We start from the raw sequence: 25,729 nt of genomic DNA, 5'->3' as shown, positions 1-25,729 counted from the left end.
AGAAGACGTCAGGCGACGGAGGCGGCGCCCGGCTCCCCTTCGTGAGCGCCCGGCGCCACGGGTCCAGCGGCGTCCAGCGCGCCGAGGACCCCGGCGGCCACCGTCGGGTGGACGGGCAGCGCGAGATGGCCGATGCCGCTGACGCGGATGTTGTGCACGTGGAGATCGGGATGGTCGAGGCGCGCGGTCTCGACCGGCACCATCACCTGGTCCAGATCGCTCCAGAAGCTGACGAACCGGGTACGGCAGCCGGGCGCCGGGCCCGCCAGCTCCCGCAGCACCGCCGAACCGGGCCGCATCTGCCGCACCAGCGGGTGCGCGTCGGCGAGCGGGGCGACGGTCGTGCCGGAGTGCGGGGTGCCGAGCATGACCAGGGTGCGCACCCGTGTGTCACCGCCCAGGCGCTGTACGTAATAACGGGCGATCAGCCCGCCCAGGCTGTGCCCGACGATGTCGACCTCGGCGTGTCCCGTGCGGGCGCGGATCTCCTCCACCCGCCGCCCGAGCAGCTCGGCGGCGCTCCGCAGGTCGCACGTGAGCGGTGAGTAGTTCAGCGACTCGACGCAGTCACGGCCGTGCCGGGTGAGGACGCGGCGCAGCAGGACGAAGACGGAGCGGTTGTCGACGAAGCCGTGCAGGAGGACGACCGGGCGCAGGCCGCCGGGGGCGATCGTCGCGTCGGGGCCGGTGGACGGGTCGGCGGCGGGCGCCTTGGGGGAGAGGCGCTCGGCCACGATCCCGGAGGGATAGAGGACGAGATGCCCGGTGAGGATCGCGAACTCCAAGGCGGTGGCCTTCATCAGGGCGGTGACCTTGGAGAGCTCCATCGCCGACCTCCCGAGCGGCACGCGGGGGCCGGACGATACGGAGGTGCGCCGCACACCCGCGCCGCACGGACGGCGGCGCGGAGGCACGGCGACCTCGTCGCGGCTCCCTTGCGACCGGGCCCCGCTTGCGGCTGGTGGGCCCAGGAGGAGGGCCCGAAGCGGGGAACGGCGCATGGCGAACATGTCCCACGTGTGATTTCCCCCTCGCTCGCCACCGTGAAACGGCCGGTTGCGGGATGCTGGCGATAACGTTCGTTCACCTCCCCGGCAATCAAGCGCGGGGGTCGCATGTGGAGGCAGTGATGGGTGTGACCGGTCCGATCCGCGTGGTGGTCGCCAAGCCGGGTCTCGACGGCCACGATCGCGGGGCCAAGGTGATCGCGAGGGCACTGCGCGACGCCGGTATGGAGGTCATCTACACCGGTCTCCACCAGACGCCCGAGCAGATCGTCGACACCGCGATCCAGGAGGACGCCGACGCGATCGGTCTCTCCATCCTCTCGGGCGCGCACAACACGCTCTTCGTGAAGGTCCTGGAGCTCCTGAAGGACCGTGACGCGGAGGACATCAAGGTCTTCGGCGGCGGCATCATCCCGGACGCGGACATCGCGCCGCTGAAGGAGAAGGGCGTGGCGGAGATCTTCACGCCGGGCGCGACGACCGCGTCCATCGTCGACTGGGTGAACGCGAACGTCCGCGTGGCGGCCTGACCGCCTCCCGCGACCGCGTTTGCCAGGGCCCTCCCTTCGGGGAGGGCCCTTCGCCGTATGCCGCCGCGTCGGCCCGTCAGCTGCCGGTGCCGGTGCCGGTGCCGGTTCCGGTTTCGGTGAGCTCGGCGTGCATCGCCGCGCGCAGCCGGAGCGTGGAGACCAGGCGCTGGAAGGCCTCGGACCAGTAGCCGCCCGCGCCGGGGGCGGTGTCCTCCTCCTCGTCGGGCAGGGCCGTCAGGGACTCCAGCTGCCGCGCCGCCTCCGGGGCGAGACAGCGCTCCGCGAGGCCCATCACCCCGCTGAAGCTCCACGGGTAACTGCCCGCGTCCCGCGCGATGTCGAGGGCGTCGATCACCGCGGCGCCCAGCGGCTCGGCCCACGGCACGGCGCAGACGCCGAGCAGCTGGAACGCCTCCGACAGGCCGTGGGCGGCGACGAAGGCGGCGACCCAGCGCGCCCGTTCGTCCGCGGGGAGCGTCGCCAGGAGCTGCGCCCGCTCGGCCAGGGACGAGGTCCCGGGGCCCGTCGCGGGCGGGATCGCGGGGGCGCCGAGCAGTGCGCGGGACCAGGACGCGTCCCGCTGCCGTACGGCCGCCCGGCACCAGGCGGCGTGCAGTTCGCCCTGCCAGTCGTCGGCGACGGGCAGCGCCACGATCTCCTCCGGGGTCCGGCCGCCGAACCGGGCGGGCCAGCAGGAGAGGGGCGCGGCCTCGACGAGCTGGCCCAGCCACCAGGAACGCTCGCCCCGCCCGGCCGGCGGCGTCGGCACGAGACCGTCGCCCTGCATCGCCGCGTCGCACTCGTGCGGGGCCTCGACGGAGATCGTGGGCGTCTCCGCCGTGCGGTCCAGGCCGACGCAGGTGGCGGCCCGGCCGGCCATCCGGCCCGCGAACGCCGAGGCGGGCAGGGCGGAGAGCAGCTCGGCCGCGGTGGCGCGGACGTTGCGGCTGCGGTCGGCGAGGGCCGCCTCCAGGAACTCCTCGTCCGCGTCGGAGAGTCCGGCCCGCAGCGAGTCCAGGAACATCAGCCGGTCCTCAGCGCGCTCGGCGGGCCAGGTGGAAGCGAGCAGCGCGAGACCGGCCCCCGCGTCTTCGGTCCGTACGGCGGCGAGCAGCGCGACCCGCTCCGCGAACAGGCCCTCGTCCCACAGCAGCCTGACGCCCTCGGCGTCCCCGGGGGACGGGAGCCGGCCGGCCGCGCCCGTGCCCCGCAGCGCGAACCGCCACTCGGGGTTGAGACCGGCCAGCCACAGGCCGCGCGGCCCGGCGAGCCGGAGGGCCTGGGGCCGCAGGTCGGTGCGGGCCCTGGCCGCGTCGAGGAGGGCGGGCAGGGCGGCGGGCGGCGCCTTGTACCCGCGCTCGTTGGCGAGGGTCAGCCACTGGGGCAGCAGTTCGGCGAGGTCGGGCGCGGCCCCGCGCCTCCCGGCGGCGGGCGACGGCGCGGCCCGCCCGGCGAGGAGCTGGTCGAGCCGCCTCCGCGCCCCCGCGGGCAGCGGCCGGCGCGGATCGTCCGGTGCGAGGTCGAGCGGTGGCGCGGCGGGCCCGGGGCGAAGCCCCGCCCTGCGCCGTACGGTGTGCACCGCGGCGGCGTCGAGCAGCACCCCCGGCAGGTCCACGCCGGTCAGACCAGTGCCGGTCACGCCTGCGCCGGTCCCGCCCAAGCCGGTGACGCCGGGGCCCGTGACGCCGGGGCCCGTGACGCCCGGGCCGGTCACGCTCGGGCCCGTGACGCCCGGGCCGGTCACGCTCGGGCCCGTGACGCCCGGGCCGGTCACGCTCGGGCTGGTGAGGCTTGGGCCGGTCGTGCTCGGGCCGGTCATGCCCCGCCCCGTGACACCCGCGCCGGTCCCGCTCGGGCCCGTGACACCCGGGCCCGTCACGTTCGGGTCGGTCACGCCCGGGCCCGTCATGCCCTTACCCGTCACACCCGTGACCGTCGCCGCCGCGAGGACCGAGGGCGGGCGGCGGTCCGTGCCGAGCAGGGCGGAGGTGACGAGCTCCTCCCAGACGCGGGCGCTGTCGTCGCGGTCGCCTTCGGAGCCCGTGGCGGACGGGGCGGGCGTGGTCGCGCGCGTGTTCATCGGGGTCCTCCGTGCGGTCGGGGGAGGCGGCGGGCCGTCATATGAGGGGGACCGTCTCGGCCGGGGCCTCCGGCGACCAGGCGGCGAGTGGGGTGAACCCCCGGTGGCCGCACTCGCCGAAGACGGTCAGGGGGGCGCCGCCGGAGAGGGCGACGAGGCGCCAGAGTCCGGGCCGGTTCTGCGCGGCGGGCGTCAGCGGCAGGGCCTCGCGGCCGTCCGCGTCGGCGAGCTGCCAGCCGTACTCCGCCCGCGTGGGGACGACCTGGCGGAGCGTCACGGGCCAGGAGTCCAGCCACGGGTCGTCGCTCAGCGCGCGCCCGTACGCGCCGAGGGCCTCGCCCACCGGTCCGCCCGGCGGCGGGGAGACGGGGGCGTCGACCGGGACGAAGTGCTCGCCCGGCTCCGCGCGCAGCCGCCCCGCGCCGGAGTGCGGGGTCAGCTCGCCGTCGAGGAGCGCGCCCACGGGAAGCGCCAGACCGGGGGCCCGGCCGGCCGCGCCGAAGGAGAGGAGGAGCGCCGTCCGTCCGGTCGAGGTGCCGTACATCCAGACCCGCCGGGTGGTCAGCCGGGCGTCGGCCGTGTCGTACTGCGCGAGGACGAGCCAGTGGTCGCGCACCGGGGCGCCGTCGGCCGGGGCGGTGAGGCCGACCCGGGTCCGTACGGTCGCGGCGAAGTCGGCGGGCAGCCGGTCGGCGGCGAGCCAGGCCCGGTCGAGGAGGTGCGTCAGGGCGCACTCCTCCAGGAGCCGCACGGGCCAGCCGGGGCCCGAGCCCGGTATCGCGCCGAGCTCCCTGACCCGGCCCGCGAGTCCCGGCGCCTGGGCGTCGACCATGCGGGCCGCGGTCTCCTCCCACAGGCCGTACCCGGCCTGCTCGGCCGTGGCGAGGCCGCCGCGCATCAGGTCGGCGAGCCGCTGCTCCAGCTCCTGCGCGCCCGCGGTGATCCGGGCGGCCCTGCGCTCGGCCCTGCGGCGCGCGGCCTCGGGATCCGCGGTGGCCCCGGAGGCGCCCGTCCCGGCCGGCCGAGAAGGGGCTTCCGCGCGCTCCCGGCGCTTCGCGAGCCACGGTCCCGCCCACTCCGGCGGGGTGCCCTCCGCGACCGCCGTCCCGTCGGAGGCGTGGAGCAGCAGCAGTCCCAGCGCGTGCTTGCAGGGGAACTTCCGGCTGGGGCACGCGCAGGTGTACGCGGGTCCTGTGAGGTCGACGACCGTCTCGTACGACCGGCCGCCACTGCCCGCACAGACGCCCCAGACGGCCCCGTCGCCGCACCCCGTGCCCGACCACACCCCGGCCGTGCCGAGCCTGCTCCCCGCTCTGCGTGAGGCCTCGTCAGGAGCCAGTGCCAGCACCTGATCAGCCGTCCAGCGCACCCCCATGGCATTCATGTCACCGACCGTAGACGCCGCCACTGACAACGCCCCTGGCCTGAGGAAAGGGATTTGACTTTACCCTTTCTTTAAGATTTTCTGCGCGTGACCCAAGATCAGCACCACCAGGGGGATCCACCTCATGAAGCGCACCACCCGTACCGCCGTCGCGGCCCTCGCCGTCGCCGGGCTCGCCCTCGGCCTCGGGGCCTGTTCGGAGGCCGCGGAGAAGGCCGTCGACCAGGTCGACAAGTCCGTCACCGAGGCCTATGAGGTCACGTACGAGGTCAGCGGCAAGAGCGTCGAGTCCATCGACTTCCACGCCGGCGACGGCACCGCCGTGGCGCCGCAGGTCGAGTCGGAGAAGAAGCCGGCCGTGCCGTGGAAGAAGACGGTGAAGCTGCACGGCATCATGCCGCCGGCCGTCATGCCCATCTCGCTCGACCCTGCGAGCCTCACCTGCAAGATCGTCTACCAGGGCAAGGTCATCAAGGAGTCGAAGGGCGAGCAGGCGATGGCGGGCGGCTGCGTGGCCGTCTCCCCGGTCGTCGGCTGACGCACCCTCACCCCGCCTGCCCCGCAAGGCCCCTGACCAGCGGTGAAGGCCGATTGTCAGTGGGATGGTGCACCGTGGATCGCACAACAGGTCGAACGATCTGAGGGGGATCCATGACCGTGCCCGAAACTGTCGCGCAGCCCGGTTCCGGTGTCGAGACGGACACCGGACCGGGCCTGCCCGAGGCCGCCGCCGAGGCCCTGAGGCCGCACGCCGAGCACGCCTTCGCCGACGAACTCACCGCACTCGCCGCCGCCGACGACCGCCCGCGGCCCGCCCGCTGGCACCTCTCGCCCTGGGCCGTCGCCACCTATCTCCTCGGCGGCACGCTCCCCGACGGGACGGTGATCACGCCCAAGTACGTGGGACCGCGCCGCATCGTCGAAGTCGCCGTCACCACACTCGCCACCGACCGGGCGCTCCTCCTGCTCGGCGTCCCCGGCACCGCGAAGACCTGGGTCTCCGAGCACCTCGCCGCCGCCGTCAGCGGTGACTCCACCCTCCTCGTCCAGGGCACCGCGGGCACGCCCGAGGAAGCCGTCCGGTACGGCTGGAACTACGCGCGGCTCCTCGCCCACGGCCCCAGCCGCGACGCCCTCGTGCCGAGCCCCGTGATGCGGGCGATGGCGCGGGGCATGACCGCCCGCGTCGAGGAGCTCACCCGCATCCCCGCCGACGTGCAGGACACGCTCATCACGATCCTGTCCGAGAAGACCCTGCCGATCCCGGAACTGGGCCAGGAGGTGCAGGCCGTCCCCGGCTTCAACCTCATCGCCACGGCCAACGACCGCGACCGGGGCGTCAACGAACTCTCCAGCGCGCTGCGCCGCCGCTTCAACACCGTCGTGCTGCCGTTGCCCGCGACCCCCGAGGCCGAGGTCGACATCGTCTCCCGGCGCGTCGAGCAGATCGGGCGCTCCCTCGACCTGCCGGCCGTGCCGGCCGGAGCGGACGAGATCCGCCGCGTCGTCACCGTCTTCCGCGAGCTGCGGGACGGCGTCACCGCCGACGGGCGGACCAAGGTCAAGTCCCCCTCGGGGACGCTCTCCACGGCCGAGGCCATCTCCGTCGTCACGGGCGGCCTCGCGCTCGCCGCCCACTTCGGCGACGGCGTCCTGCGCCCCGGGGACATCGCCGCCGGCATCCTCGGCGCCGTCGTCCGCGACCCGGCGGCCGACCGGGTCGTCTGGCAGGAGTACCTGGAGACCGTGGTCAGGGAGAGAGACGGCTGGAAGGACTTCTACCGCGCCTGCCGCGAGGTGAGCGCATGACACCCACCACCACGGCCCCGGGTCCCGCCCCCGGCCGGGGCGCGATCAGGGCCGGGGACGGCGGGCGGCGCGGGCGGCCCCTGCTGCTCGGGGTGCGGCACCACGGGCCCGGCTCGGCCCGCGCCGTGCGGGCCGCCCTGGAGGCGGAGAAGCCGGCCGTCGTGCTCGTCGAAGGACCCGCCGAGGCCGACGCCCTCGTCGCCCTCGCAGGGGACCCGTCCATGCGGCCGCCCGTCGCCCTGCTCGCCCACGCCGTGGACGACCCCGGGCGGGCCGCCTTCTGGCCCATGGCCGAGTTCTCGCCCGAGTGGGTCGCGATCCGCTGGGCCCTCGACCGGGGCGCCGCCGTCCGGTTCGTCGACCTGCCCGCCACCCACACCCTCGCCGCCGCCGACCCCACCTGGTCCGACGGCGAGGGCGCCGACGGCGGCGGGGCCGAAGCCGCCGGGCTCCGGATCGACCCCCTCGCCGAACTCGCCAGGACCGCCGGGCACCAGGACGCCGAGCAGTGGTGGGAGGACGTCGTCGAACTGCGCGACGGCGACCCCACCGCGCCGTTCGAGGCCCTCGCCGAGGCCATGGGCGCCCTGCGCGAGGCGTACGGACACGGCGGCCACCCCCGCGACCTCGTCCGCGAGGCGTACATGCGGCTCCAGCTGCGCGCCGCCCACAAGGAGTTCGGCGACGAGGTCGCCGTCGTCTGCGGCGCCTGGCACGTCCCCGCCCTCACCCGGAAGACCACCGTCGCCGCCGACCGCGCCCTCCTCAAGGGCCTGCCCAAGGTGAAGACCGAGCTCACCTGGGTCCCCTGGACCCACCGCAGGCTCGCCCGGCGCTCCGGCTACGGCGCGGGCATCCAGGCACCCGGCTGGTACGGCCACCTCTTCACCGCCCCCGACCGGCCCGTCGAGCGCTGGATGACCAAGGTCGCCGGACTCCTCAGGGCGGAGGACCACCTCGTCTCCACCGCCCACGTCATCGAGGCCGTCCGGCTCGCCGAGACCCTCGCCGCCCTGCGCGGCCGCCCGCACCCCGGACTCGACGAGACCACGGACGCCGTCCGCGCCGTCCTCTGCGAGGGCTCCGACGTGCCGCTCGACCTCGTCCGCGACCGCCTCGTCGTCGGCGACGTCCTCGGCGAGGTCCCGGCCGGCGCCCCCGCCGTACCCCTCCAGCGCGACCTGAGCCGCCTCCAGCGCTCCCTGCGCCTCAAGCCCGAGGCGCAGGAGCGCGAGCTCGACCTCGACCTCCGCAAGGAGACCGACGGCGCCCGCAGCCGACTGCTGCACCGGCTGCGACTCCTCGGCGTCGACTGGGGCGTCCCGGCCGCCGGCCGGGCCGGCACCGGCACCTTCCGGGAGACCTGGCGGCTGCGCTGGGAGCCCGAGCTGCACGTCCAGGTCGCCGAGGCCGGAGTCTGGGGCACCACCGTCGAGGCCGCCGCCACCGCCAAGGCCGAGTCCCGCGCCCTCGCCGCGACCGCCCTCGCCGACATCACCGCCCTCGCCGAGCAGTGCCTCCTCGCCGGACTCGCCGACGCCCTGCCCGTCGTGATGCGGGCCCTCGCCGACCGCGCCGCCCTCGACACCGACGTCACCCACCTCGCCCAGGCCCTCCCGGCCCTGGCCCGCTCCCTGCGCTACGGCGACGTCCGCGGCACCGACACCGCCGCCCTCGCCGAGGTCGCCGCCGGGCTCGCCGAGCGGATCTGCGTCGGCCTGCCACCCGCCTGCGCGGGGCTCGACGCCGACGCCGCCACCGCCATGCGCGACCGGATCGACGAGGTCCACCAGGCGCTCGTCCTGCTGCCGGACACCGCACGGCCCGCCGACCGCTGGGCGGGCGTCCTGCACCGGCTCGCCCGGCGCGACCGCGTCCCCGGCGTCCTGCGCGGCCGGGCCGCCCGCCTGCTCCTCGACGACGGACGGATCACCGAGGACGAGGCCGCGCCGCTCATGAGCCGCGCCCTCTCGCCCGGCGCCCCGCCCCAGGACGCCGCCGCCTGGATCGAGGGCTTCGCCGGCGGAGCCTCCGGTGGCGGACTGCTCCTCGTCCACGACGAGCGGCTCCTCGGCCTGATCGACACCTGGCTCACCTCCGTACCGCCCGCGGCCTTCACCGACGTCCTGCCGCTGCTGCGCCGCACCTTCTCCGCGTACGAGCCCGGTGTCCGCCGCACCCTCGGCGAGCTCGTCGCGCGCGGCCCGCAGCCCGACGGGCCCGGCCGCGCGACGCCCGGTGGCGTCCCGGGCTTCGCCGCCGCACTCGACCGGGAGCGGGCGGACGCCGTCCTCCCGCTCCTTCACCTCATCCTCGGCACGGAGGTCACGGCATGAACGGAGGCACGAACGGAGGCACGAACGGTGGCACGAACGCCGGCATGAACGGCGGCACGACGACCGACGACGAGCGGCTGCGCCGCTGGCGGCTGGTCCTGGGCGGCGGGGAAGCCGACGGCACCGGCCGCGCGCTCACCGGCACCGATGCCGCCATGGACGGCGCCCTCACCGCGCTCTACGGCCGCGAGAGCAGGCCCGACGCCAAGGGAAGGGACCGCTCGGGCGGGCTCGGCGGCTCCGCGCCCTCCGTCGCCCGCTGGCTCGGCGACATCCGGACGTACTTCCCCAGCTCCGTCGTCCAGGTCATGCAGCGCGACGCCATCGACCGGCTCGGCCTCGCCACGCTCCTCCTGGAGCCGGAGATGCTCGACGCCGTCGAGGCCGACGTCCACCTCGTCGGCACCCTCCTCTCCCTCAACAAGGCCATGCCGGAGACCACCAGGGAGACCGCGCGGGCCGTCGTGCGGAAGGTCGTCGACGACCTGGAGAAGCGCCTCGCGACCCGCACCCGCGCCACCCTCACCGGCGCCCTCGACCGCTCGGCCCGGATCAGCCGCCCCCGGCACCGGGACATCGACTGGGACCGCACCATCCGCGCCAACCTCAAGAACTACCTGCCCGAGCACCGCACTGTCGTCCCCGAGCGGCTCGTCGGCCACGGCCGCTCCTCCCGCGCCGTGCGGAAGGAGGTCGTGCTCTGCATCGACCAGTCCGGCTCCATGGCGGCCTCCGTCGTCTACGCCTCGGTCTTCGGCGCGGTGCTCGCCTCCATGCGGTCGATCGCCACCCGGCTCGTCGTCTTCGACACGGCCGTCGTCGACCTGACCGACCGGCTCGACGACCCGGTCGACGTCCTCTTCGGCACCCAGCTCGGGGGCGGCACCGACATCAACCGCGCCCTCGCCCACTGCCAGGCGAAGATCGGCCGCCCCGCCGACACCGTGGTCGTCCTCATCAGCGACCTGTACGAGGGGGGCATCCGCGACGAGATGCTGAAGCGGGTCGCGGCGATGAAGGCCTCCGGCGTCCAGTTCGTCGCGCTGCTCGCCCTCTCCGACGAGGGCGCCCCCGCCTACGACCGCGACCACGCCGCGGCGCTCGCCGCGCTCGGCGTCCCCGCCTTCGCCTGCACTCCCGATCTCTTCCCCGAGATCATGGCCGCCGCCCTGGAGAAGCGCCCGCTGCCGATACCGACCGCCTGACCGCGGCGGCGCAGGCCTGCCCGCGGCGGGTGGCGTCGCCCGTCCGGCGGGTGCGGAATCCGCAGCCTCAGGACCACTCGCACGGGTGCTCCGGGGGTGACTGAGGCCCATATCACACAGCCCTCCGAGAGGCCCTCACTTCGCCGTCCGGCGCGTCGTGAGGGGCCGGGAGCCCAGTCCCCGCCTGCTGCGAAGGGCGGATGCCCTTACTCCGCAACCCCTACGGACCGCCCCGTGCCCCCTACATTCTGTGACCCGTATCACCGCTCCGTTGTGACCTGCGATTTAGGGACCTACGTCCCTCGGGGATAACCTGCGAGACGGACATGCCGCGTCCACGGTCACCGTGTACGCCTCCCTTGTGACAGCGCAGTCACGTTGCCCTTCGCGGCACGCCCACGCAGACAACGAACCGCGATCATCAGAAAAGGGACGGACGCGCGTGGACCTGTTCGAGTACCAGGCGAGGGACCTCTTCGCCAAGCACGGTGTACCGGTGCTGGCCGGTGAAGTCATCGACACGCCTGAGGCGGCGCGCGAGGCCACCGAGCGTCTTGGCGGCAAGTCGGTCGTCAAGGCGCAGGTAAAGGTCGGTGGCCGTGGCAAGGCCGGCGGCGTCAAGCTGGCCGCCACCCCGGACGAGGCCGTCGCCCGTGCGACGGACATCCTCGGGATGGACATCAAGGGCCACACGGTCCACAAGGTGATGATCGCCGAGCTGTCCCCGGAGATCGAGGCGGAGTACTACGTCTCGTACCTCCTCGACCGCACCAACCGCACCTTCCTCGCGATGGCGTCGGTGCAGGGCGGCATGGACATCGAGGAGGTCGCGGAGAAGACCCCCGAGGCCCTCGCGAAGGTCCCGGTCAACGCCGTCGAGGGCGTGAACATCGACAAGGCGCGCGAGATCGTCGCCCTGGCGAAGTTCCCGGCCGAGGTGGCCGAGGGCGTCGCCGAGGCCATGGTCACCCTGTGGGACACCTTCGTCGCCGAGGACGCGCTCCTCGTCGAGGTCAACCCGCTGGTGAAGACCAAGGACGGCCGCATCCTGGCCCTGGACGGCAAGGTGTCTCTCGACGAGAACGCCGAGTTCCGCCAGCCCGACCACGAGGCCCTCGAGGACAAGGCCGCAGCCAACCCGCTCGAGGCTGCCGCCAAGGCCAAGAACCTCAACTACGTCAAGCTCGACGGCGAGGTCGGCATCATCGGCAACGGCGCCGGCCTGGTCATGTCGACCCTGGACGTCGTCGCGTACGCCGGTGAGAACCACGGCGGCGTGAAGCCGGCCAACTTCCTCGACATCGGTGGCGGCGCCTCCGCCGAGGTCATGGCGAACGGCCTGGAGATCATCCTGGGCGACCCGGACGTCAAGTCCGTGTTCGTCAACGTCTTCGGTGGCATCACCGCCTGTGACGAGGTCGCCAACGGCATCGTCCAGGCGCTGGAGCTCCTCGCCTCGAAGGGCGAAGAGGTCACCAAGCCGCTGGTCGTGCGTCTCGACGGCAACAACGCGGAGCTGGGTCGCAAGATCCTGTCGGACGCGAACCACCCGCTCGTGCAGCGCGTGGACACCATGGACGGCGCGGCCGACAAGGCCGCCGAGCTCGCGGCTGCGAAGTAAGGGACGAGGTCAGAACACCATGGCTATCTTCCTGACCAAGGACAGCAAGGTCATCGTCCAGGGCATGACCGGTGCCACGGGCATGAAGCACACCAAGCTCATGCTGGGTGACGGCACCAACATCGTCGGCGGCGTGAACCCGCGCAAGGCCGGCACGACCGTCGACTTCGACGGCACCGAGGTCCCGGTCTTCGGCTCCGTCGCCGAGGCGATGAAGGAGACGGGCGCCGACGTGTCCGTCCTCTTCGTCCCGCCGGCCTTCGCGAAGGCCGCCGTGGTCGAGGCGATCGACGCCGAGATCCCGCTGGCCGTCGTGATCACCGAGGGCATCGCCGTCCACGACTCCGCCGCCTTCTGGGCGTACGCGCAGTCGAAGGGCAACAAGACCCGGATCATCGGCCCGAACTGCCCCGGTCTCATCACCCCGGGCCAGTCCAACGCCGGCATCATCCCGGGCGACATCACGAAGCCGGGCCGCATCGGCCTGGTCTCGAAGTCCGGCACGCTGACGTACCAGATGATGTACGAGCTCCGTGACATCGGCTTCTCGTCCGCCGTCGGCATCGGTGGCGACCCGGTCATCGGCACCACGCACATCGACGCCCTCGCGGCGTTCGAGGCGGACCCCGAGACCGACCTGATCGTCATGATCGGCGAGATCGGCGGCGACGCCGAGGAGCGTGCGGCCGACTTCATCAAGGCCAACGTCACCAAGCCGGTCGTCGGCTACGTCGCGGGCTTCACCGCGCCCGAGGGCAAGACCATGGGCCACGCCGGCGCCATCGTCTCCGGCTCCTCCGGCACCGCCCAGGCGAAGAAGGAGGCCCTTGAGGCCGCGGGCGTCAAGGTCGGCAAGACGCCGACCGAGACGGCCAAGCTGGCGCGCGCCATCCTCGCGGGCTGACACCAGCCGTAGGACAGCGACACCAGCAGTCATACGCGAGTGGGCCCCGCCCCTCCCGGGAAACCGGGCGGGGGCGGGGCCCACTCGCGTACGTGGGTCACCGGCTTACTCGGCCGACGGGATCAGCCGCTCCGGACCCGGGTTCGGCTGGGACCGGAGCCGGTCGCGGAGCTCGACGTCCTCCGGGCCGAGCTTCTGCGGGCCGCCGCGCACCGGCACCCCGTTGACGGTCTCGCCGGGGACCTCCACGGGCAGGTAGCGCGTCGGCGCGGTCGCCGCCGTGAAGGCCGTCGCGCAGATGAGGACCGCCGTCACCCCGAGCGCCGTCCGCGTCCACCTGCGGGTTCGCCGCTCGCTGCCCGTCCGGACCACGCGCGCCGCCGGGAGGGTCGCCGTCGGAGCCTCGGAGACCAGCTCGCGCAGCCGCCGGTGCAGGGCCTCCGGTTCGGCGAGCTCGGGGATCCGCTGCCCGAGGACCGTACGGGCGTGCAGCAGCCGGTTGGCGGCGGCGGGGGTGCTCGCCTCCGTCTCGGCGGCCGTGTCCGGCAGGTCGAGGCCGAGCCCGTCGTAGAGGAGGACGGTACGGCGGTACGGCGGCGGCAGTTCGAGCAGCGCGGCGAGCAGCGCCCGCCGGTTCGCCTCGGTCGGCGGGGAGTCGGGGTGCTTGTGGGCGCGCCGCAGCCGGTGCCAGGGGGAGAGGGCGTACTCGTACGCCGTCGCCCGCACCCAGCCCACCGGGTCCGCGTCGACGGCGACCTCGGGCCAGTGCTCCCAGGCGTGGTGGAACGCGTACTCGACGGACTCGCGGGAGAGCCGGCGGCGCCCCGTGAGCAGGTAGGTCTGGTGGACGAGGCCGGGCGCGGCGTGCGCGTACAGAGCGTCGAAGGCCTCCTCGGGGGTGAGGCCCGGCGCGGCGGGCGGCCCGGCCGGCTCCGGGGCCGGGGCGGGCTCCGCAGCGGCCGGTTTCAGGCGTTCCTGCGGCTTCGGGGCGCCTTTGCGGGCCGGGCCGGGGGCGACGGCCCGTACGGCGGAGGGCGGCCCCGGCGGCTTGGCCGCCCGCTTGACGGCGGCCTTGGGCCGGACGTTGACGGAGGGGAACACGGGCTCGCGGGGGACGGGCTTGACGGGCGCCGGTGCGGGCTGGGGCTCGGGGTCGGGCTTCGCAGACGCTGATGCACCGGGTGCACTGGATGCATCGGATACGCCAGTGGGAGTACCCGAGGACGCGCGGATGGCCTCCGCCGCCTCGCTCGCGCCGAGCAGCTTCGCGTACGCCTCGCGCTTGCGCCCCCGTGGGGACGAGCGCCCGGTCTCCCAGGCCTTGACGGTGGCCTTCGTGACGCCCATGGCCTCGGCGACCTGCTCCTCGCTCAGGGCGAGGGCCTCACGCAACCTGCGCCGCTCCTTCGGTGTCGGCAGGGTGACGGAGGATGCGGAATCCGTGGTGCTCCGGCTCATCGGCGTCGACCTCCCGCAGAGCTGCTATGGGCGGAAAAGTACATAAACGTATCTTGAGCGACACAGCGGAGGTTTGCCTGTTACGCGGCTTAAGCGCGTGTCGTTGGCAGCATGGCCCCGTGACCCATCCGACCGAGCACTCCCTGGTCCAAGGCGGCCGTTCCGCCGCCCTGGCCACCGCCTGCGTCCGCGGCGGAGTCGCCGCCGGGCTCGGTCTCGGCGCCCTCGCCGTCCTGGTGACCGCGGCCTGGATCAGCTCCCCGTACCCCGACGGCGGCCCCGGCGGCGCCCTGCACGTCGCCTCCGGGCTCTGGCTCCTCGCCCACGGCGTGGACGTGGTCCGTACGGACACGCTGTCCGGCCTGCCCGCGCCCCTCGGCATCGCGCCGATGCTCCTCGCCGCCCTGCCCGTCTGGCTCGTCCACCGGGCCGCCCGCGACACCCTCGACCCGGGGGACGACGGCGACCGGCCGCGCCCTTCCCCGAGCGGCACGGTGGCCGCGGTGGCCGGGGGATACCTCCTGGTCGCGGCGGTCGTGGTGGTCTACAGCGAGAGCGGCCCGCTGCCCGCCGACCTGATCACCGCAGGCCTGTGGCTGCCCGCCGTCGTCCTCGGTGCGGCGGGAGCGGGCGTCTGGACGGCGCTCGGCCGCCCGCTGCCCGGACAGCGGCAGGCGGCGGCCGCCCTGCGCGCGACGGGGCTCGGGCTCGTGACGCTGTGCGGCGGCGGCGCGGTGCTCGCCGCCGTCTCGCTGGCCTGGCACGCGGGTGAGGCGCAGGCCGCCTTCACGGGCCTCGCGGGGGAGTGGTCGGGGCGGGCGGCGGTCCTGCTCCTCGTCCTGGCGCTCCTGCCGAACGCGGCCGTGTGGGGAGCGGCGTACGGTCTCGGTCCCGGCTTCACCCTCGGTACGGGCGTGCTCGCGACCCCGCTCGGTCTCGCCGGCGACCCGGCCGTGCCGTCGTTCCCGCTCCTGGCGGCGCTGCCCGCCGAGGGGCGCGGTACGTGGGTCCACTGGGCGGCCGCCGCGGTCCCGCTGGCCGCGACCCTGGTGCAGGGCTGGCGCGTGGGCCGCACGGCCAAGGGCTGGCAGGCCCGGGACGCGGCCCTGACGGCGCTGGCGAGCGCCTGGGGGTGCGGTGCGGCCGTGGCCGTCCTCGCGGCCGCCGCGGGCGGCCCGCTCGGCTCCGGTCGGCTGTCCGCCTTCGGCCCGGTGTGGTGGCAGGCGGGCGCGGCGACGGTGCTGTGGGGTGCCTGTCTCGGGGTACCGGTGGCCTTGACGGTACGAGCCTGGGGCCGCCGGGCGCTGCGCCCGAAGCCCCTGCCGCTGCCGCTGTCCGTGCCGGCACCCGCCTCCGTACCCGTACCGGCATCCGTATCGGCGAGCGCGCCCTCGGGGACGGGAATCGGGGAGCCCTTCGACCTGGAGGCGCAGCCGGACGCGGCACCGGACGCCGCTCCGGGCGGCCCGGCGCCGCAGGCCACGGGGACCGATCCCGGCCCCCGGGCCGCCGCAGCCCCGACGCCCCCTGCCTCGACGCCGGTTCCTGCCCCCGCCTCCGCTCCGGCCCTGGACCTCGACCTGGACGACGATCCGGGCTACGAGCCGTACGACTACCTCCCGGCGGCGTGGGAGCCCTCCCCGCCGCCGCCGGACCCCAAGGCCTGAAAGACCGGCTCCCGCGCTACTCCCGCACGCCGAAGCCCGCGCGCAGCGGCTTCGGCAGGAGGTCGTTGCAGGCCAGCTGGCCCGCGTGGGTCAGGGCGTCGTCACGGCACTCGTAGAAGTCCGCGTAGACGAGCTGCATGGTGAAGCCGACCGCGACGATCATCAGGGCCACGCTCGCCGCCACCAGACCGCTGATCGCGGCCGTCCGCATCGAGCGGACGGGCGCCGTGGCGGGCACCGGCGCGGAGCCGGGTGTGACGGGCGGGGCGGTGGGCGCGTCCGGCGACGTCGCCGACAGCGCGCCTTCGGCGGCCGGCGCCGGCTCCTTCGGCTTCATCCGCAGCGAGCTGATGGCCCAGTAGAGCCCGAGGGCGCCGAGCAGCAGCGCCAGCTCCGGGATCTCGAAGATGGCGAAGAAGAACGCCCACATGCCCGAGAGGATCGCGTAGCGAGCCCGCCGCTGCGCGGGGTCCGTCGGATCCCACCGCATCCCCTTCTCGCGCCCGGGCCCGCCCTGGCCCGGCCCGCCCTCCGGGCCTCCGCGGCGATCGGGATCCCGGCCGAAGCCGTCCGTCGAACGGCCCGGCTGGCGCGGGCTCCAGCGGCCGTCGGACGCACCGGACGAGCCGGAAGGCTCGCCCGGCTCCGATCCCGAAGCGTCCGGCGACCCCGAGGAACCGGACGCGTCGTCGCCCGAACCCTCCGGTCGCCGCGGCTGCCACGGCTGATCCGGCCGGCCCTCGGGCGGCGGCGCGAACGGGTTGTTGTCGTTCGTGGACTGGCGCTCCGGCATGTGCTGGACGTCTTCCCTCTGTCGTCGCGACCGCGGCCGCACCCGCGGTCTCGCTGCTGTCTCTTCGTCGTGCCTTGCTGCGTGCCGTGCTCGGCATCTCGTTCCGGCGTCCGGCGTCTTGTCCGGTGTCTCGTCCGGTGTCTCGTCCGTTGTCTGTCCGGCGTCGGACCCTGACGCTACCGCCCTGCTCCGCCCCCGTCCCGTGGGGGCCGTCCGGTGTGCCGGTATCGTTGCTGACGGTCGAGCCATTCGTAGGGTTCCCCGTATCGAGCGACACGATTCGTTCGTACGACCGCACAAACACCACGGAAAGAGTGACCCAGTGGCTGCCGCCCGCCTCGTCGTCCTGGTCTCCGGTTCCGGTACCAACCTCCAGGCCCTCCTCGACGCCATCGCCGCCGACCCCGAGGGGTACGGGGCCGAGGTCGTCGCCGTCGGTGCGGACCGTGACGGGATCGTCGGTCTGGAGCGCGCCGAGCGCGCCGGGCTGCCCACCTACGTCTGCCGCGTCAAGGACCACGCGACCCGCGAGGAGTGGGACCGCGCCCTGACCGAGGCGACCGCCGCCCACGAGCCGGACCTCGTGGTCTCGGCCGGGTTCATGAAGATCGTCGGCAAGGAGTTCCTCGCCCGCTTCGGCGGCCGGGTCGTCAACACCCACCCGGCGCTGCTGCCCAGTTTTCCCGGTGCCCACGGGGTGCGTGACGCCCTCGCGTACGGCGCGAAGGTCACCGGGTGCACCGTCCACTTCGTCGACGACGGTGTCGACACCGGCCCGATCATCGCCCAGGGCGTGGTCGAGGTCCGGGACGAGGACGATGAAAGCGCGCTCCATGAGCGCATCAAGGAAGTCGAGCGCTCGCTGCTCGTCGAGGTCGTGGGGCGTCTGGCCCGGCACGGCTACCGCATTGAGGGACGAAAGGTAACAATCCCGTGACCGCCGAAGGTACGACGCGCCCCATCCGCCGCGCACTCGTCAGCGTCTACGACAAGACCGGCCTGGAGAAGCTGGCCCGCGGCCTGCACGAGGCGGGTGTCGCCCTCGTCTCCACCGGCTCCACCGCCGCGAAGATCGCCGCCGCCGGCATCCCGGTCACCAAGGTCGAGGAGCTGACCGGCTTCCCCGAGTGCCTGGACGGCCGCGTCAAGACGCTGCACCCGCGCGTGCACGCCGGCATCCTCGCCGACCTGCGCCTGGAGGACCACCGCAACCAGCTCGCCGAGCTGGGCGTCGAGCCCTTCGACCTGGTCGTCGTGAACCTGTACCCGTTCAAGGAGACCGTCGCCTCCGGCGCCACCCCGGACGAGTGCGTCGAGCAGATCGACATCGGCGGCCCGTCGATGGTCCGCGCCGCCGCCAAGAACCACCCGTCGGTCCTGGTCGTCACCGACCCGGGCGCGTACGACGCGGTCCTCCTGGCGGTCAAGGAGGGCGGGTCCAATCTGGGCCTGCGCAAGCGGTTCGCCGCTCAGGCCTTCCAGCACACCGCCGCGTACGACGTGGCCGTCGCCTCCTGGTTCGCCGCGGACTACGCCGCCGCCGACGACTCGGGCTTCCCCGACTTCCTCGGCCACACGTACGAGCGCTCCAACGTCCTGCGCTACGGCGAGAACCCGCACCAGGGCGCCGCGCTCTACGTCGACGGCACGGGCGGCCTCGCCAAGGCCGAGCAGCTGCACGGCAAGGAGATGTCCTACAACAACTTCACGGACACCGACGCCGCGCGCCGGGCCGCGTACGACCACTCCGAGCCCTGCGTCGCGATCATCAAGCACGCCAACCCGTGCGGCATCGCGATCGGCGCCGACGTCGCCGAGGCCCACCGCAAGGCGCACGCCTGCGACCCGCTGTCCGCGTTCGGCGGCGTCATCGCCGTCAACCGCCCGGTGTCGGTCGAGATGGCCGAGCAGGTCGCCGAGATCTTCACCGAGGTCATCGTGGCCCCCGGCTACGAGGACGGCGCCGTCGAGGTCCTGGCCAAGAAGAAGAACATCCGCGTGCTCCGCGCCGACGGCGCCCCGGCCAACCCGGTCGAGGTCAAGCCGATCGACGGCGGCGCGCTGCTCCAGGTCACCGACCGCCTCCAGGCCGAGGGCGACGACCCGGCGAACTGGACCCTGGCGACCGGCGAGGCCCTGTCCGCCGAGGAGCTCGCCGAGCTCGCCTTCGCCTGGAAGGCCTGCCGCGCGGTCAAGTCCAACGCGATCCTGCTCTCCAAGGACGGCGCCTCGGTCGGCGTCGGCATGGGCCAGGTCAACCGCGTCGACTCCGCGAAGCTGGCCGTCGAGCGGGCGGGCGAGGAGCGGGCGGCCGGTGCGTACGCCGCCTCGGACGCCTTCTTCCCCTTCCCCGACGGCCTGGAGATCCTCACGGCCGCCGGCGTGAAGGCGGTCGTGCAGCCGGGCGGCTCGGTCCGTGACGAGCAGGTCGTGGAGGCCGCGAAGAAGGCGGGCGTGACGATGTACTTCACCGGTACGCGTCACTTCTTCCACTGAGCACTCAGCACTCAGCAGTCAGCACTGATCACTGACGCTGATCGATGACGGGCGGGCSGCCCGTGCGTGGTGCGTGAGGTGTGGCGCGTGGATCAGTCGAGCCAGTGGTCGCAGCTGGAGACCCAGTTGTGCGAGCTGATGCTGTTGGCGGCCGGACCGCCGTCGCTGAGCTTGTTGTCCCGCAGGTCGCTCGCGTAGTACTCGCCCGGGTGCAGGCAGCCGTAGCCGTTGGGCGTGTTGTAGGCCGTGTAGTCGTAGAATCGGACGATGTGGTACGTACTGCCCGTCCCCTTGTTCATGACGGACTCGGCGTTGTTGGTGTCGCTTCCCTGGAAGGACCCGGAGGAGTCGCCCCAGTCGGCGTCGTTGTCCACGTCCCCGCCGAGCAGGCCGGAACAGTTGGGCAGGTTCCACGCGTACATGTACCCGGACCGGGCCGTGTTGTTGTAGAAGTTGTCGCACGCGGTCGACGCCTGTGCCGGCGAACCGATCAGTACGGAGCCGGCCGCCAGGCCCAGCACCGCCGCGGCGCTTCCGATGAGACGCTTCATGGTTCCTCCTCCGTTCGCCCGCGGCCTCGCGCCGCGGGAGCTCATGTGAGGGAGCGGGCGCGGACCAGCGCCTCGTGCTCCAGTCGCGCGTACGCGTCGAGCTCGTCGCCGTACTCGCCGCGCAGCCCGTCGACGTACCGGCGCTCCAGGGCCGTCCCGGTGCGGGCGAAGCCCGAGGAACCGGCGCACTCGGCCTCGGCCGTCGCGAGGCGTACCTCGGCGGCGAAGTCCGTGTCCTCGGGCCCGCTCGTGGGGAGCGCGGCCCGGGCGGCCGACGGGGTCGCGTACGGGTGGCCGGCCCGGCGCATGCAGGCCGCCCAGGCTGCCTGGGCGCTGGTGAACTCCGGGTCGCGGCTCAGCTTCGACACGTACAGCCGGGTCAGGTTGGTCGCGGTCTTGGCGGCCCGGAACCAGGCCGCCGGGTCGCCGTACAGCCGGTTCTGGGCGGTCTCCTCGCAGCCCCCGAGCCGACGGCCGATCGTTCCTCCGCCGGGTGCCTCCACCGAGAGCGTCCGCGCTCCGGCGCCGCCGTCCAGGGCCGTGCGGTAGGCCGCGCGCCGCTCGGGCGGCAGCCCGTCGACGTACAGCAGGTTCGGGTCCGTCTTCCGCGCCGCGAGGACCCTCGCGGCGATCCGGCTGCCGTAGCCGTTCCTCCGCGCCCAGGCCGCGTCCGTCAGCAGATAGCCGACGGTGAAGCTCTCGTCCGGCGTCGGACGCGCTCCGGCCCGGTACGAGAATCCCTTGGCCCGCATGCAGCGCTCGACGAGCACCTGCTCCGTGTGATGGAGCAACGCGCGGTCGGTGTCGGAGACTTCGGGGCGGGGGTCGGTGCCGGCACCGACCCCCGGGCCGGGGCCGGTTCCGGTGGCCGGCCGGTCCGTGCAGCCGGTCGCCGCGGTCATGAGGACCAGGGCGACGGCGCAGGCGCGAACGAACGTGGACGTCATGGTTCCGAGCCCCCCGGGTGACCGGGCCGCACCGTTTGTGCGGCCCGGTCACACCTTTGCGGCGCGGCCCGGAGCGGGGTACCTCGTAACTCCTAGGAGAGGGTCAGGGGCACTCGCCGCCCCAGGTCACGGCCTTGATCGTCCGGCCGCCGGCGGCGAAGTCGCCCCGGCCGTCCGCCCAGCCGTGGTGGAGGCAGGACGTGCCGCCCTCCGTGAAGGAGACGTACACGTGGTCGCCGCCGGCCTCCGGGTGGCCGTTGTTGAAGAAGGACTTGCGCAGGCCGCAGGTGCTCGCCGGCACGTTCCTGTCGGTCTTGCAGACCGTGCCCTTGCCGCCCGTCTCGGAGAAGAAGCAGACGGAGCCGTTGGGGCAGTTCCACGGCTGGTACGGGGTGGTCTGGGGCTGAGCGCAGTTGACGCTCGTGACGCTCGACCACTGGCGCCCGGCCCCGCTGTACTCGGCCCCGCCGAAGTGGACGGGCTTGCGGTGGGTCTCGTCCGTGAACGTGCCGGAGGCCAGGTAGCGCTGCTCGTAGTGGAGGTGGGCCCAGTCGCCGGCCGCGCCCGACTTGCCGACGCGGCCGATCTGGGTGGCGCCGGTGACCTGGCTGCCGACCTTCACGTACGCGTCCGGTGCTTCCTGGAGGTGGTAGTACGCGGTGAACCAGCCGTTGCCGTGGCTGATCTGGAGGGTGTTGCCCGAGCCGTTGTTCCAGTAGGCGGCCGAGACCGTGCCCGGCGCGGAGGCGTAGACGGGCAGGCCGTCGGAGCCGGGGTTGCCCTCCTTGACGATGTCGAGCGCCGGAGTGTGGTCCCAGGTGTCGAGCTGCCACGTGGTGCCGCAGGCGAACGGCAGCTGGAAGTCCGGCTTCCCGGCGGGCGGGGCGGCGGCCTCGGCCGAGGCGGTGGCGCCGGCCGTGGTGGCGCCGAGCCCGAGGGTCAGGCCAAGAGCCATCAGGAAGGTCAGGAGTGCGGTGCGCAGTCGTGCGGAGGACACGTTCGTGCTCCCTTCTCGCGGTCAGGTGGGTCCACCGTCCCGAGGTTCGGCCCGACGGCCGTACTCGGACATCAGAGGGCCACGGACTCCTCGCACGTCTTCGTCCACGTGTGGGAGGCGATCGGCCGGGACAGCGCGAGGTCGCGCCGCCCGCCCTGCCGTACGCAGCCCAGGCCGTCCTTGAGGTCGTTCTTCGCGAACAAGGAGACGTGGACGAAGCCCCGGGAGTCGGCGGCGCCGTTGTTGAACACCGAGCGCGGCCCGTCCTTCCGTGCCCACGCGCAGACCGTGTCGCCGTCGAACCACTCGGGGTCGTCGTTCTCCCAGGCACACATCTCGCCCCTCCCGCCCTCCTCGGAGAAGAAGCAGACGTAACCCGGCGCGCACCGCTCGTACCCCGCCGCGGTGTTCCGTCCGTCCTGCCGGTCGAGGAGTGCGTTCAGGCCGAGGCCCGCCGCCGTCAGGGTCGCCAGGGAGGCGGCGAGGAGGGGGACGAGCCGTCGGCCGCGGCGCCGGCGGCGCGGCATCCGGCCCGCCGCCGCCTCCCGGACCCGGCGGAGCACGGACCGCGCGTCATGGGCTACCCGTTCCTCGTGGGTGCGGCTCAGGCAGTCGGTGACGATGTCGCGCCACACGGGCGGGAGTGCGGGGGAGAGGCGGAGTTCCTCCTCGCCGCGGGCGTAGCGGAGGGCGGCGTCCCGGCGGGCGGTCGGCGTGCCGCCGGGGAGGGGTGAGGTGCCGGTCAGGACGGTGTGGGTCAGGACGCCGAAGGCCCAGACGTCGGCGCTGGGGCGGATCCGTGTGCCGCGGTCGCCGACCTCCGACCAGAGCAGCTCGGGCGGCGTGTAGTCGGGTGTGGCGAAGCCGGCGGCGTAGGCGTGGGTGCCTTCCAGTTCGCTCGCGGTGCTGAAGTCGCCGAGCCGGACGCTGCCGTCCTTCATCAGCAGGACGTTGCCCGGCTTGAGGTCGCCGTGCACCCAGCCCGCCGTGTGGAGCTGGTGCAGGCCCTCGCAGATCTGGACGAGCAGCGCGGGGCCGGACGGCGGCGGCGCGGCGGTGTCCGAGAGCAGCGACTGGAGCGGTCGCTCCGCCTCCTCCAGTACGAGGACGGTGGCGCCGTCCAGCTCTGGGTGCGCCGGGTCGTCGACCGTCAGGGTTTCGTACAGGCGGATCAGGCGCGGCGAGCGGAGCCGCCTCAGCAGGTCGACCTCGCGGTCGGCGAGGTCGCGCAGGTGGCGCAGCTGGCGCGGGGTGTGGGTGCCGGTGGGGAGGAACTTGAGCGCGGCCCGGGCGGGGAGCTCGTCCCGGTCGTCGGTGCGGCGGGCCGCCGCGTACACGCTGCCGAACGCGCCGGCGCCCAGCGGGCGCTCGATCGTCCAGTCGCCGACCTCGTATCCGGTCGGCACGATCAGCGGGAAGCCGTTCACCGCGCCGCCTCCGGCAGGGCCGGAGGGGTCGGAGCGGGCAGCGAGGTCGCACGGACCGGGCGGGGGGTGGTCAGCGTCGTCAGGTCGTCCTCGCGGACCAGGTCGAAGCGGAGCGCGAGCGAGACCAGCGACTCCTTCTTGCCGTTGAGGCGCGGGCCCGCGTCGGCCGTGTCCGGGCCCGGCTTGAGCCGTAACTTCACCGCCAGGTAGTCGATGTTCCACTGCACCGAGGCGCGGTTCACCGCGGGCCACAGCGGCCGCAGCCGCTCCACGATCCGGTCGACCGTCGGCAGCGGCGCGTGCGGGGCGCCGCGCAGGCGCGTCTCGCAGAGCGCGGCGAGGACGAGGAAGTACCGCTTCGAGCGGTCGAGGGGGAAGGCGAGCGCGGTCGGCTCGCCGTCCTCGGCGGAGGCGGAGCGGGCGCGCTCCACGTAGTCGTGGCGCGGCGCCCAGACGCTGAAGTCGAGCAGGTCGCCGCCCGCGGGCAGCACGACCCGGGAGAACTCGAACGGCACGGGGGCGTCGACCCGGCCCGGCGCGATCTTGATGTGCTCTCCGGCGCCCTCCGGGTTCTCGACGACGTAGGTCGAGGCCGCGCTGAAGTTGCTGAGCGTCCAGTAGCTCGCCGTCGCACCGATCTCGCCGGCGGTGCGGGACACCCCGGGATGGGGGATGTCCAGATGGCGCGGTGCCCCGGCCGTCCGCGGGGCTGTCGATCGCGGGGCGGTGCGGCCGAAGTGGAGCCTCTCGCCGGGCGCCAGCCTGATCTGGCTCCCGGGGCCGGTGTCCGGTGCGGGCACCACGATGATGCTGTACATGACGCTTCCTTTCCCCGAGGTCTGCGTGCGGGTCAGGGTAGGAAGCGGCGATAAACGAATGCAGAACGTCACGTACCGCTTACGGAGAAGAGCGCGGCCGCGGGGGGAGGTTCCGCCCGGCGGCGACGGATCCGCCGATCGGGTGGACTCTGGTCTAATGGGTTGCTCTTTTGTCGGCCGCCGGTTGTGGGGGACGTGGTGTTGGACGTACTGAACAGGCCCGCTGCGGATACCACCGACGCCGAAGCGTCGGACGGCCTTTCCCCGGCACCGCTCAGGCCCTATCTGATCCTCGCGGCCGTCCTCTGCGGTCTGTACTTCCTCTACTCCTGGGTGCAGTACTCGCACTTCCTCACCCCCTCCTGGGACCTCGGGATCTTCGGGCAGTCCGTCAGGGCGTACGCGGAGTTCCGGGCGCCCGTCGTCGACATCAAGGGCCCCGGCTTCCACATACTCGGCGACCACTTCAGCCCGGTCACCGCACTGCTCGCGCCCCTCTACTGGATCTGGCCCTCGCCCGCATCCCTGCTCTTCGGGCAGGCGGCGCTCTTCGCCGCCTCCGCGGTCGTCGTCGGCCGCACCACCCAGCAGATCCTCGGCAGCCGGGCCGCCGGCATCGGGCTCACGATCGCGTACGGGCTCTCCTGGGGGCTCCAGGAAGCCGTCAAGTCCGACTTCCACGAGATCGCCTTCGCCGTCCCGATGCTGGCCCTGACCTGCCGGGCCCTGATCCTCGGGCGCTGGACCACGGCCGTCGCCTGGTCCGCCCCGCTCGTCCTCGTCAAGGAGGACATGGGGCTCACCGTCTCCATGGTCGGCGCGGTCCTCTTCATCAAGGGCCAGAAGCGGCTGGGTGCCGCCCTCGCCGGCTTCGGCGTGGCGGCCTTCGCCCTCACGGTCCTCGTCCTGATCCCGGCGGCGAGCCGGGTCGGGGAGTACGACTACTGGTCCAAGATCGAGAAGACGGGCCAGGGCACCGAGACCTCCATCGGGCAGGTCATCGGCGACGCCCTCGTCTCCGGCGAGCGCTGGGAGATGGTGTTCTTCCTGCTCGCGATCGTCGGCTTCCTCGCCCTGCGCTCCCCGCTGATCCTGCTCGTCCTGCCCACCCTGGGCTGGCGCTTCCTCTCCCAGGACTCCAACCACTGGGGCATGCACTGGCACTACAGCGCCATCCTCATGCCGGTGGTCTTCCTGGCCCTCGTGGACGCGGCCCGGTCCGTGCGCACCTCGCCGCGCGCCTGGCTCGTCGCGTACGGGAAGGTCGTCGTCCCCGTCGCGACGGCGGTCGCGCTCGTGCTCGCCATGGACCTGCCGCTGCGGGAGCTGACGAAGTCGGAGACGTACCGCACGGACGCCCGGGCCGAGCAGGCGCGGGCGGCGGTGGACGCGGTGCCGGAGGGCGCGAGCGTGGAGGCGGACGTCTCGCTCCTCGCCCACCTCACGGCGGACCACCGGGTCTACTGGGTGGGCACGTCGAAGGGCGCCACCCCGGACTACCTCGCCTTCGACCTGCGCGGCTGGTCGCAGCAGGTCACGGACCCGGCGCAGCTGGCTTCGCAACTGCATCCGGAGGCGCGGTACGAGATCACGTACCGGTCGGACGGGTTCGCGGTGCTCAAGAGGGTGTAGCCGGTAGGCACGTCTTGTTCGCCGGGAACGGCGAAGGGGCCGGGTCCCGTACTTTCCGTACGGAACC

General features: G+C 73.8%; 21 protein-coding genes. 11 read left to right on the top strand and 10 right to left on the bottom strand.

Translation table 11 applies throughout. The annotated features are described in order from the left end of the window. Positions 1-8 precede the first annotated feature (8 nt). The gene (locus ASC82_RS22435) at positions 9-827 is read right to left on the bottom strand and encodes an alpha/beta fold hydrolase (protein ID WP_056651043.1); all 819 of its coding nucleotides are present in this window, start codon (positions 825-827) and stop codon (positions 9-11) included. Positions 828-1,129: 302 nt separating this feature from the next. On the opposite strand from ASC82_RS22435, the gene ASC82_RS22430 reads away from it, so the two are divergent. Beyond that, complete coding sequence (locus tag ASC82_RS22430) at positions 1,130-1,537, top strand: cobalamin B12-binding domain-containing protein (RefSeq protein WP_024758053.1); 408 nt, start codon at positions 1,130-1,132, stop codon at positions 1,535-1,537. 76 nt (positions 1,538-1,613) lie between these two features. Here the strand turns inward: ASC82_RS22430 and ASC82_RS22425 are convergent, their stop codons facing one another. Beyond that, positions 1,614-3,617, bottom strand: coding sequence for a DUF5691 domain-containing protein (locus ASC82_RS22425; protein WP_347336086.1), 2,004 nt, complete (start codon positions 3,615-3,617; stop codon positions 1,614-1,616). A gap of 37 nt (positions 3,618-3,654) precedes the next feature. Further along, entirely contained in the window at positions 3,655-5,001 is a 1,347-nt protein-coding gene (locus ASC82_RS22420; RefSeq protein WP_199862592.1) for an SWIM zinc finger family protein, read from the bottom strand. Positions 5,002-5,125: 124 nt separating this feature from the next. On the opposite strand from ASC82_RS22420, the gene ASC82_RS22415 reads away from it, so the two are divergent. From ASC82_RS22415 to sucD, 6 genes are all read left to right on the top strand, one after another. Continuing rightward, the gene (locus ASC82_RS22415; RefSeq protein ID WP_056651040.1) at positions 5,126-5,539 is read left to right on the top strand and encodes an MmpS family transport accessory protein; all 414 of its coding nucleotides are present in this window, start codon (positions 5,126-5,128) and stop codon (positions 5,537-5,539) included. A 113-nt stretch (positions 5,540-5,652) separates the two neighbouring features. Next, on the top strand, positions 5,653-6,810 hold the full coding sequence (locus ASC82_RS22410) for an AAA family ATPase (RefSeq protein WP_056651037.1): 1,158 nt from the start codon (positions 5,653-5,655) through the stop codon (positions 6,808-6,810). Beyond that, entirely contained in the window at positions 6,807-9,146 is a 2,340-nt protein-coding gene (locus ASC82_RS22405; RefSeq protein ID WP_242427745.1) for a DUF5682 family protein, read from the top strand. The genes ASC82_RS22410 and ASC82_RS22405 overlap by 4 nt, the downstream gene beginning before the upstream one ends. A gap of 44 nt (positions 9,147-9,190) precedes the next feature. Next, a complete protein-coding gene (locus tag ASC82_RS22400) occupies positions 9,191-10,351 on the top strand; it encodes a VWA domain-containing protein (protein ID WP_056652406.1) in 1,161 nt (386 codons plus the stop codon). Positions 10,352-10,793: 442 nt separating this feature from the next. Continuing rightward, complete coding sequence (gene sucC / locus ASC82_RS22395) at positions 10,794-11,972, top strand: ADP-forming succinate--CoA ligase subunit beta (RefSeq protein WP_056651035.1); 1,179 nt, start codon at positions 10,794-10,796, stop codon at positions 11,970-11,972. Between the two features lie 19 nt (positions 11,973-11,991). Then, complete coding sequence (gene sucD / locus ASC82_RS22390) at positions 11,992-12,876, top strand: succinate--CoA ligase subunit alpha (protein WP_056651031.1); 885 nt, start codon at positions 11,992-11,994, stop codon at positions 12,874-12,876. 105 nt (positions 12,877-12,981) lie between these two features. Here the strand turns inward: sucD and ASC82_RS22385 are convergent, their stop codons facing one another. Further along, complete coding sequence (locus tag ASC82_RS22385) at positions 12,982-14,334, bottom strand: helix-turn-helix domain-containing protein (RefSeq protein ID WP_056651028.1); 1,353 nt, start codon at positions 14,332-14,334, stop codon at positions 12,982-12,984. Between the two features lie 119 nt (positions 14,335-14,453). Between ASC82_RS22385 and ASC82_RS22380 the strand changes: the two genes are divergently transcribed. Continuing rightward, positions 14,454-16,001, top strand: a complete 1,548-nt coding sequence (locus ASC82_RS22380) for a DUF6350 family protein (protein WP_056651025.1) — start codon at positions 14,454-14,456, stop codon at positions 15,999-16,001. Positions 16,002-16,017: 16 nt separating this feature from the next. Here ASC82_RS22380 and ASC82_RS22375 read toward each other — a convergent pair whose 3' ends face one another. Next, a complete protein-coding gene (locus tag ASC82_RS22375) occupies positions 16,018-16,794 on the bottom strand; it encodes a hypothetical protein (RefSeq protein WP_056651021.1) in 777 nt (258 codons plus the stop codon). 322 nt (positions 16,795-17,116) lie between these two features. On the opposite strand from ASC82_RS22375, the gene purN reads away from it, so the two are divergent. Next, a complete protein-coding gene (gene purN / locus ASC82_RS22370; RefSeq protein ID WP_024759545.1) occupies positions 17,117-17,731 on the top strand; it encodes a phosphoribosylglycinamide formyltransferase in 615 nt (204 codons plus the stop codon). Then, entirely contained in the window at positions 17,728-19,290 is a 1,563-nt protein-coding gene (gene purH, locus ASC82_RS22365) for a bifunctional phosphoribosylaminoimidazolecarboxamide formyltransferase/IMP cyclohydrolase (protein WP_056651018.1), read from the top strand. Before purN ends, purH begins: the two co-directional genes overlap by 4 nt. A gap of 92 nt (positions 19,291-19,382) precedes the next feature. Here the strand turns inward: purH and ASC82_RS22360 are convergent, their stop codons facing one another. The 5 genes from ASC82_RS22360 to ASC82_RS22340 form a co-directional block, all read right to left on the bottom strand. Then, the gene (locus tag ASC82_RS22360) at positions 19,383-19,841 is read right to left on the bottom strand and encodes a hypothetical protein (RefSeq protein ID WP_056651015.1); all 459 of its coding nucleotides are present in this window, start codon (positions 19,839-19,841) and stop codon (positions 19,383-19,385) included. Between the two features lie 41 nt (positions 19,842-19,882). Beyond that, positions 19,883-20,788 (bottom strand): hypothetical protein, encoded by a 906-nt coding sequence (locus ASC82_RS22355; RefSeq protein WP_056651011.1) that lies wholly within the window; start codon positions 20,786-20,788, stop codon positions 19,883-19,885. Positions 20,789-20,891: 103 nt separating this feature from the next. Further along, entirely contained in the window at positions 20,892-21,785 is an 894-nt protein-coding gene (locus ASC82_RS22350) for a peptidoglycan DD-metalloendopeptidase family protein (protein WP_056651009.1), read from the bottom strand. A 71-nt stretch (positions 21,786-21,856) separates the two neighbouring features. Further along, positions 21,857-23,212, bottom strand: a complete 1,356-nt coding sequence (locus ASC82_RS22345) for a protein kinase (RefSeq protein WP_056651006.1) — start codon at positions 23,210-23,212, stop codon at positions 21,857-21,859. Beyond that, complete coding sequence (locus tag ASC82_RS22340; protein ID WP_056651003.1) at positions 23,209-24,030, bottom strand: hypothetical protein; 822 nt, start codon at positions 24,028-24,030, stop codon at positions 23,209-23,211. The genes ASC82_RS22345 and ASC82_RS22340 overlap by 4 nt, the downstream gene beginning before the upstream one ends. A gap of 201 nt (positions 24,031-24,231) precedes the next feature. On the opposite strand from ASC82_RS22340, the gene ASC82_RS22335 reads away from it, so the two are divergent. After that, the gene (locus tag ASC82_RS22335) at positions 24,232-25,662 is read left to right on the top strand and encodes a DUF2079 domain-containing protein (RefSeq protein ID WP_107105944.1); all 1,431 of its coding nucleotides are present in this window, start codon (positions 24,232-24,234) and stop codon (positions 25,660-25,662) included. The last annotated feature ends 67 nt before the right edge of the window (positions 25,663-25,729 follow it).

Source organism: Streptomyces sp. Root431 (genome assembly GCF_001426585.1).
Lineage (GTDB): Bacteria > Actinomycetota > Actinomycetes > Streptomycetales > Streptomycetaceae > Streptomyces > Streptomyces stackebrandtii.
The sequence above is the reverse complement of the archived record's forward strand: the minus strand, read 5'-3'. Positions and strand labels throughout refer to the sequence as shown.

Excerpts from the sequence above, each read along its gene's own strand:
- ASC82_RS22435 (WP_056651043.1), bottom strand. The coding sequence starts at position 827 with ATGGAGCTCTCCAAGGTCACCGCCCTGATGAAGGCCACCGCCTTGGAG.
- ASC82_RS22430 (WP_024758053.1), top strand. The coding sequence starts at position 1,130 with ATGGGTGTGACCGGTCCGATCCGCGTGGTGGTCGCCAAGCCGGGTCTC.
- ASC82_RS22425 (WP_347336086.1), bottom strand. The coding sequence starts at position 3,617 with ATGAACACGCGCGCGACCACGCCCGCCCCGTCCGCCACGGGCTCCGAA.
- ASC82_RS22420 (WP_199862592.1), bottom strand. The coding sequence starts at position 5,001 with ATGAATGCCATGGGGGTGCGCTGGACGGCTGATCAGGTGCTGGCACTG.
- ASC82_RS22415 (WP_056651040.1), top strand. The coding sequence starts at position 5,126 with ATGAAGCGCACCACCCGTACCGCCGTCGCGGCCCTCGCCGTCGCCGGG.
- ASC82_RS22410 (WP_056651037.1), top strand. The coding sequence starts at position 5,653 with ATGACCGTGCCCGAAACTGTCGCGCAGCCCGGTTCCGGTGTCGAGACG.
- ASC82_RS22405 (WP_242427745.1), top strand. The coding sequence starts at position 6,807 with ATGACACCCACCACCACGGCCCCGGGTCCCGCCCCCGGCCGGGGCGCG.
- ASC82_RS22400 (WP_056652406.1), top strand. The coding sequence starts at position 9,191 with ATGAACGGCGGCACGACGACCGACGACGAGCGGCTGCGCCGCTGGCGG.
- sucD (WP_056651031.1), top strand. The coding sequence starts at position 11,992 with ATGGCTATCTTCCTGACCAAGGACAGCAAGGTCATCGTCCAGGGCATG.
- ASC82_RS22385 (WP_056651028.1), bottom strand. The coding sequence starts at position 14,334 with ATGAGCCGGAGCACCACGGATTCCGCATCCTCCGTCACCCTGCCGACA.
- ASC82_RS22375 (WP_056651021.1), bottom strand. The coding sequence starts at position 16,794 with ATGCCGGAGCGCCAGTCCACGAACGACAACAACCCGTTCGCGCCGCCG.
- ASC82_RS22360 (WP_056651015.1), bottom strand. The coding sequence starts at position 19,841 with ATGAAGCGTCTCATCGGAAGCGCCGCGGCGGTGCTGGGCCTGGCGGCC.
- ASC82_RS22355 (WP_056651011.1), bottom strand. The coding sequence starts at position 20,788 with ATGACGTCCACGTTCGTTCGCGCCTGCGCCGTCGCCCTGGTCCTCATG.
- ASC82_RS22340 (WP_056651003.1), bottom strand. The coding sequence starts at position 24,030 with ATGTACAGCATCATCGTGGTGCCCGCACCGGACACCGGCCCCGGGAGC.